The organism is Bacillus sp. 22475 (assembly GCF_052044835.1).
Taxonomy (GTDB): Bacteria; Bacillota; Bacilli; order Bacillales; family Bacillaceae_G; genus Bacillus_A; species Bacillus_A cereus.
This window is the reverse complement of the sequence record NZ_JBQENW010000068.1, coordinates 1-6,031: the sequence shown is the minus strand read 5'-3', so window position 1 is coordinate 6,031 and position 6,031 is coordinate 1. Positions and strand designations below refer to the sequence as shown.

Sequence of the window (6,031 nt, the reverse complement as noted above, 5' to 3'; positions counted from 1 at the left end):
TGATTTTCAATGTTATACTTATGTGATATAATCTTTCCTGTATTAGAAGTAAATAACAATTGAATAGGGAGGGAAGGAAGAGAGTGCAAAAAATAGAAGCTCTCTTATTATTATGAGAGAAGGAACTTTATCTCAACAAAATATAGTTGTATTGTTTTTTAAACAGTTACGCCCAAAACAATGGACTAAAAACTTGCTTGTATTTGCAGCGTTAGTCTTTTCAATAAAACAAGTATCTTTAACTATGGTGGCACAAGCTGCAATTTGTTTTGCGCTATTTTGTGCAATATCTGGCTGTGTCTATATTTTAAATGATTTTATGGATATTGAGGCAGATCGACAGCACCCTGTTAAGCGCTATCGACCGATGGCATCAGGTGCATTAAATCCGTATTTTGCTATTACGGCAGGTTGTGTTATTTTAGTAGCGTCTTTAGTAGTTTCATATATATTAAATCCGTTATTGTGCTTAGTATTAGCAGTCTATTTTATTTTAAATGTAGTGTATTCAATTCGTTTAAAGCACGTTGTAATCATTGATATTTTAATTATTGCATCTGGATTTGTTTTACGAGCATTGGCCGGTGGATTAGTTATTCAAGTGCCATTTACACCGTGGTTTTTATTATGTACATTATTATTGTCACTGTTCTTGGCTATTAATAAAAGACGACATGAATTAGTATTGTTACAGAATAATAAAGGTTCTCATAGAAAAGTATTAGAAAGTTATTCTCCTGCTTTGTTAGACCAATTAAGTACAATTGTTACATCGGCAACTATTGTAACTTATGCTATCTTTACTTTTAATGCAGGGAAAAGCATCTATTTAATGTGGACAATCCCATTTGTAATTTACGGGATCTTTCGTTATTTGTATTTAGTTCACATGGAAGATAAAGGTGGAGAACCAGATAAAGTTTTATTAGAGGATCAGCATATTTTAATAACGGTGTTGTTATATGCGATAACAGTTATTATTATACTATTGAACTTTTAATTACTCTATTCGGGTTTGTTAAAACGTTTAAGAGGAGTGTCTTAAACGTTTTTTATTTGGAATAAAACATTTTTTGAATATAAACAGTTAAGGAGTGTAGAGATGCAACAATTTTTGATGATTATTTTATCAGTTGGTATGGGAGTCGTAGGGCAAATTTTATTAAAGTTTGGCGCAATGAAATCACAAAGTTCAGCGGCTGTAGGTATTATGAATTTCATTAACGTACCGAACTTTTTCGGACTCGCTTTTTACGGTTTAAGTGCATTATTATGGATGATTGTGCTGAGAAAGGTTGATTTAAGTTATGCATACCCAATGGTGAGTTTCGGATATGTATTTGTTATTATTGCGTCAGCATTATTATTTGGTGAAACAATCAATTTTATGAAAATTGCTGGAATGGTATGTATAGTGGCTGGTATTTTATTTATTGCAAAATCATAGGAGGTAAAGCAATGGGAACATATTTATATTGTGTACTTCCATTTATAGCTTGGGTAGCTTCGGGAGTATTGAAATTTCTAGTGAATTATCTTCGGTCTGGAAAAGATGCTTTTCGTTTAGTTGGAAACGGTGGATTTCCTAGTACGCATACAACGATTTTATCAAGTATGGTCATGACAATAGGGTTTCATGAAGGTTTTAACACACCGATGTTTGGAATCGGGATGGCAATTTTAACAATTGTTATCATTGATGCCACAGGACTTCGCCGTACAGTTGGTAAACATGCAAGAATGTTGAATAAACATATAAGTTCGGAAGAAGAAAAATTAAGAGAGCGCCAAGGACATCATTGGCATGAGATTTTTGGTGGACTTGTGTTAGGAACAGTTATTGGGTACGTGGCACATCTAATTATGGTATTTCTACCTTAGAGAGGAGAAGAAGTATTGAGTATTTGGAATGGTTATAAAGGAAAGGGAATATTAGCCCTTGTCCTTTTCATTTTTTATTGGTCACTTTATTTTTTTATCGGTTGGAAAATGGAAAACGACTCTAAGGTTTTAACAGCTTCCTGGTATGACATGTATTTTTCTTTTGATCAGGGTTATTACATTTTAAGTTTTTTCTTGGCTAAAATACCAATTGCAGATGAAGTGTTGTTTCGACATCCATTTTTAAATTTTTTAACTGAGGAAATAGCAACAGTAGTATCATCACTAGGTGTAAAAAATGTAGTGCAAGGTATTATATTTTTCCAAGCGTTCTTAAGTACGTTAAGTGTAGTCATGATTTACATATTATGTTGTAAAATTTGTAAGAATGTAATTGTTTCTTTCCTATTAGCGGTTATGTACGGATTTTCAGCTACTCTGTTAGTTATTACGTGGACACCGGAATCTTTTGTTTATGCCAATTTCACATTGGTACTGATGTGCTTTGTATGTTATCCGTTTATTACAGGAGAAAAAGAAGCGAAAGCAGGATTCAGCGTTGCTAATATGTTATTGGCAATAGGAATAACGGGAGTTACATTAACAAATTCGTTTATATGGTTTTTAGGTAGTGTAATGAGTTATAAAACATTAAAGAAAAGAATCATTTGGACTGGTATTTCTATCATTGTGGTCGTTCTTCTTTTCGCATTAGTGATTATAGAAAATAACATATCACTTATTGATGTGATCAATACTAATATTAAATTTACAGAGAAACAAGGTTTTTCAGAGGAATATGTAGGGTCTAAGTATATACTAGCATTTCATTTGGTATTAGGATCTTCATTCATCTTTGGACCGTTCTCGGAAGTTACTTTAAGACAAGGTGAGCAATTCGCACAATTAAATATGCTTCCATCACATACTATGATCGGATGGATTGTGATTGTATCTGTGTATGCTTTTATAATAGTAGCTGTATGGAAAAACTTTAGAAAAGAACCTTTCGTAAGGTTTTTAAGTTTCTGTTTACTATTTAATATTGTCTTACATGGAATTGTTGGTTTTGGGGCATCTGAAGCATTTATTTATGGCGCACATATGGTATTTACAATCCCTTTGTTATTAGCATATGGCTTTAAAGTGATGAGACGTATAAAAGTAGTCGGTTTATGTATAGTATTACTATTACTATTAATAAATAATTTTGATAGTATGTTATATTTCTATCATTTTGCAGTCTCGAACTACTCTTTATAATAAGGTTTATTTTTAATAAAAGGGTACTTTAGATAGGATATCTAAAGTACCCTTTTTCCTATTTCTTAAAAATAGATACAAAATAATAGCCGGAAGTGTGCATTTTAGAAAAATATAGTTGTTATGAAAGAACTCTAAACATGTTTTGAGTACAAAAAGAGTTAGCAAGACATGAAGTGATAATTATTGTACTTAGATATCGCTGTGAGCACATAATTTATGGGTCAGTTCCAGCAATGGGTAGGTAATCCGTATACTTTTCGAGCATTTTGTAGAAGAATAATTTTTTGAATAAAAGGCTGGCTCAAATTTTGGAGATAACCTTTTTTATTAATATTGTAGGCGTATTTGTTGGTAATTCGATATAACTTCATTTACTACTGTGCTGTTCAAAACGGTGCTAAAAAGTATTTATAAAGAAATCGTATACAAAATCCCATTTAAAGCAAAAGAAGTACGGCCCGTTTCTTCAGAGACAACTAATATAAGTGCATCACTCTTTTCTGATAAGCCAATTGCAGCTCTGTGACGTGTTCCTAGCTCAGGATCAACTTCTGTACTTTTCGTTAAAGGAAGAATATTAGCAGCTGAGATAATATGATTATTTTTTACGAGAACGGCACCGTCATGAAGAGGGTTACCTGGATAAAATATTGATTCGAGTAATGGTGCAGTTAAATGAGCGTTTAATGTCGTTCCAGTTTGAATGAGAGCTTCAAGCGTCTCGTTTCGTTCCACAACGATAAGAGCACCATGGTTTCTGGCACTTAAATGTTGGATAGCTGTCGTAATAAAAGATGAACTTTCCGTATAAGGTGATAAATATGCCTGAATATAGTATGTAGCTGCCAATGTTTGTACATTTGCCAACATATGATGAATATCTTCCATTTTGCATAAAATACATTCATCTTCTTTATCGATTGCGTTCCTCATAATTGATAGTTCTTTTTCAGCAATTTCAATCATTTGCTTTGTTTGTATTTTGAGCTCTTCTGACAAGCCCCATTCGTGCATAATCCTCATTCCCTTTAGTGGAGTATTTAACCATAGTGTATACAAATATTCCTAGTAAAATCCTGCTAGATTTTATAAAATATTGAGATACAGCATGTTTTTTTCATATAATAAAGGTATGACGAGCGAGAGGAGAGAGAAGAATGAATTGGAAACAAGAGTTTAGTCGCTGGCTTTCTTACGCACAATTAGATGCAGAATTAAAAGAACAGCTAGAAAATATGAAGCAAGATGAGAAGAAAATCGAGGATAGCTTTTATAAAAATCTAGAGTTTGGCACAGGTGGTATGCGTGGTGAACTTGGTGCTGGTACGAACCGTTTAAACGTATATACAGTTCGTAAAGCAACAAAAGGATTAGCAAGCTTTATTGAAAAGTTAGGTGAGGAAGCGAAAAAACGAGGTGTTGTTGTAGCCTATGATTCTCGTCATAAATCACCTGAGTTCGCAATGGAGGTTGCTGCTACACTTGGTGCACGTGGTATCACAACATATGTGTTTGAAAGCTTACGTCCAACGCCAGTACTTTCTTTCGCAGTTCGTCATTTACATACAGTAAGTGGAATCGTTCTTACGGCAAGCCATAATCCGCCTGAATATAACGGATATAAAGTATACGGTGAAGATGGTGGACAGTTGCCTCCAAAAGAGGCCGATGAGTTAATTAGTTACGTAAACGCAGTAGAAGATGAATTAACAGTTGAAGTCGCTGATGTAGAGCAATTAAAAGCTGACGGTTTATTACATATTATTGGACAAGAAGTAGATGATGCATATGCTGCAGAATTGAACAATGTCATCATTAATAAAGAAATGGTACAAAAGGTTGGTAAAGACTTAAAAATCGTCTTTACACCATTACACGGAACATCAAATATTTCTGTACGCCGTGGTTTAAAAGAAGTTGGATTTACAGATGTAACAGTTGTAAAAGAGCAAGAGTTACCAGATCCAAACTTCTCTACAGTAAAATCACCGAACCCAGAAGAGCACGCAGCGTTTGAGTATGCAATTCGTGACGGTGAAAAGGTAGGCGCAGATGTATTAATCGCAACTGATCCTGACGCAGATCGTCTAGGTGTAGCGGTGCGCAATCATAATGGTGAGTTCCAAGTATTAACAGGAAACCAAACAGGTGCATTAATGCTTGATTACTTACTATCTCAAAAGAAAGAAAACGGAACGCTTCCGGAAAACGGTTTCGTATTAAAAACAATCGTAACGTCTGAGATTGGTCGTACAATTGCAAAAGCATACGGTTTAGATACAATTGATACGTTAACTGGATTTAAATTTATCGGTGAGAAAATTAGACAGTATGAAGAAAGCGGACAATATGAATTCCAATTCGGTTATGAGGAAAGCTATGGTTATTTAATCCGCCCATTCTGCCGTGATAAAGATGCAGTACAATCTGTCCTATTTGCATGTGAAGTAGCTGCATACTACAAATCACAAGGGAAAACGTTATATGACGGTCTATTAGAAGTATTTGAGAAATACGGATTCTTCCGTGAAGACCTTGTATCGTTAACGTTAAAAGGAAAAGATGGAGCGGAACAAATCCAAGAGATGATGGCGACGTTCCGTGAGAATCCTCCGAAAGAAGTAGCGGGCTTAACAGTCGTAGCAGTGGAAGACTATAAAGCAAGCATCGTTACGTCTTTACAAGATGGACATAAAGAAGAGATTCACTTACCGAAATCAAATGTGTTAAAATATCAATTAGAGGATGGTTCATGGTTCTGCCTACGTCCATCTGGAACTGAACCGAAGATTAAGTTCTACTTCGGTGTACAAGATAGTTCTTTACAAAATAGTGAACAAAAGTTACTTACTATTAAAGAAGACATTATGAATCGTTTATAATA

General features: G+C 34.3%; 6 protein-coding genes. 5 read left to right on the top strand and 1 reads right to left on the bottom strand.

The window, feature by feature from the left end:
- The first annotated feature begins 112 nt into the window (after positions 1-112).
- From ACTJJY_RS31605 to ACTJJY_RS31590, 4 genes are all read left to right on the top strand, one after another.
- The gene (locus tag ACTJJY_RS31605; RefSeq protein WP_098833237.1) at positions 113-1,000 is read left to right on the top strand and encodes a decaprenyl-phosphate phosphoribosyltransferase; all 888 of its coding nucleotides are present in this window, start codon (positions 113-115) and stop codon (positions 998-1,000) included.
- A gap of 102 nt (positions 1,001-1,102) precedes the next feature.
- Positions 1,103-1,447: an EamA family transporter gene (locus tag ACTJJY_RS31600; RefSeq protein WP_001183889.1), complete on the top strand. Its 345-nt coding sequence runs from the start codon at positions 1,103-1,105 to the stop codon at positions 1,445-1,447.
- Positions 1,448-1,458: 11 nt separating this feature from the next.
- Positions 1,459-1,881, top strand: a complete 423-nt coding sequence (locus ACTJJY_RS31595; RefSeq protein ID WP_000537666.1) for a divergent PAP2 family protein — start codon at positions 1,459-1,461, stop codon at positions 1,879-1,881.
- Between the two features lie 15 nt (positions 1,882-1,896).
- The gene (locus ACTJJY_RS31590) at positions 1,897-3,144 is read left to right on the top strand and encodes a DUF6080 domain-containing protein (RefSeq protein ID WP_327879472.1); all 1,248 of its coding nucleotides are present in this window, start codon (positions 1,897-1,899) and stop codon (positions 3,142-3,144) included.
- A 411-nt stretch (positions 3,145-3,555) separates the two neighbouring features.
- Here the strand turns inward: ACTJJY_RS31590 and cdaS are convergent, their stop codons facing one another.
- Entirely contained in the window at positions 3,556-4,161 is a 606-nt protein-coding gene (cdaS, locus tag ACTJJY_RS31585) for a sporulation-specific diadenylate cyclase CdaS (RefSeq protein WP_440607418.1), read from the bottom strand.
- A 143-nt stretch (positions 4,162-4,304) separates the two neighbouring features.
- Between cdaS and ACTJJY_RS31580 the strand changes: the two genes are divergently transcribed.
- A complete protein-coding gene (locus ACTJJY_RS31580) occupies positions 4,305-6,029 on the top strand; it encodes a phospho-sugar mutase (protein ID WP_440607417.1) in 1,725 nt (574 codons plus the stop codon).
- Positions 6,030-6,031: the final 2 nt, after the last annotated feature.

Bases quoted from the DNA above. Each gene is read 5' to 3' on its own strand.
- ACTJJY_RS31580 (WP_440607417.1), top strand. From the start codon at position 4,305: ATGAATTGGAAACAAGAGTTTAGTCGCTGGCTTTCTTACGCACAATTA.
- cdaS (WP_440607418.1), bottom strand. From the start codon at position 4,161: ATGCACGAATGGGGCTTGTCAGAAGAGCTCAAAATACAAACAAAGCAA.
- ACTJJY_RS31595 (WP_000537666.1), top strand. From the start codon at position 1,459: ATGGGAACATATTTATATTGTGTACTTCCATTTATAGCTTGGGTAGCT.
- ACTJJY_RS31600 (WP_001183889.1), top strand. From the start codon at position 1,103: ATGCAACAATTTTTGATGATTATTTTATCAGTTGGTATGGGAGTCGTA.
- ACTJJY_RS31605 (WP_098833237.1), top strand. From the start codon at position 113: ATGAGAGAAGGAACTTTATCTCAACAAAATATAGTTGTATTGTTTTTT.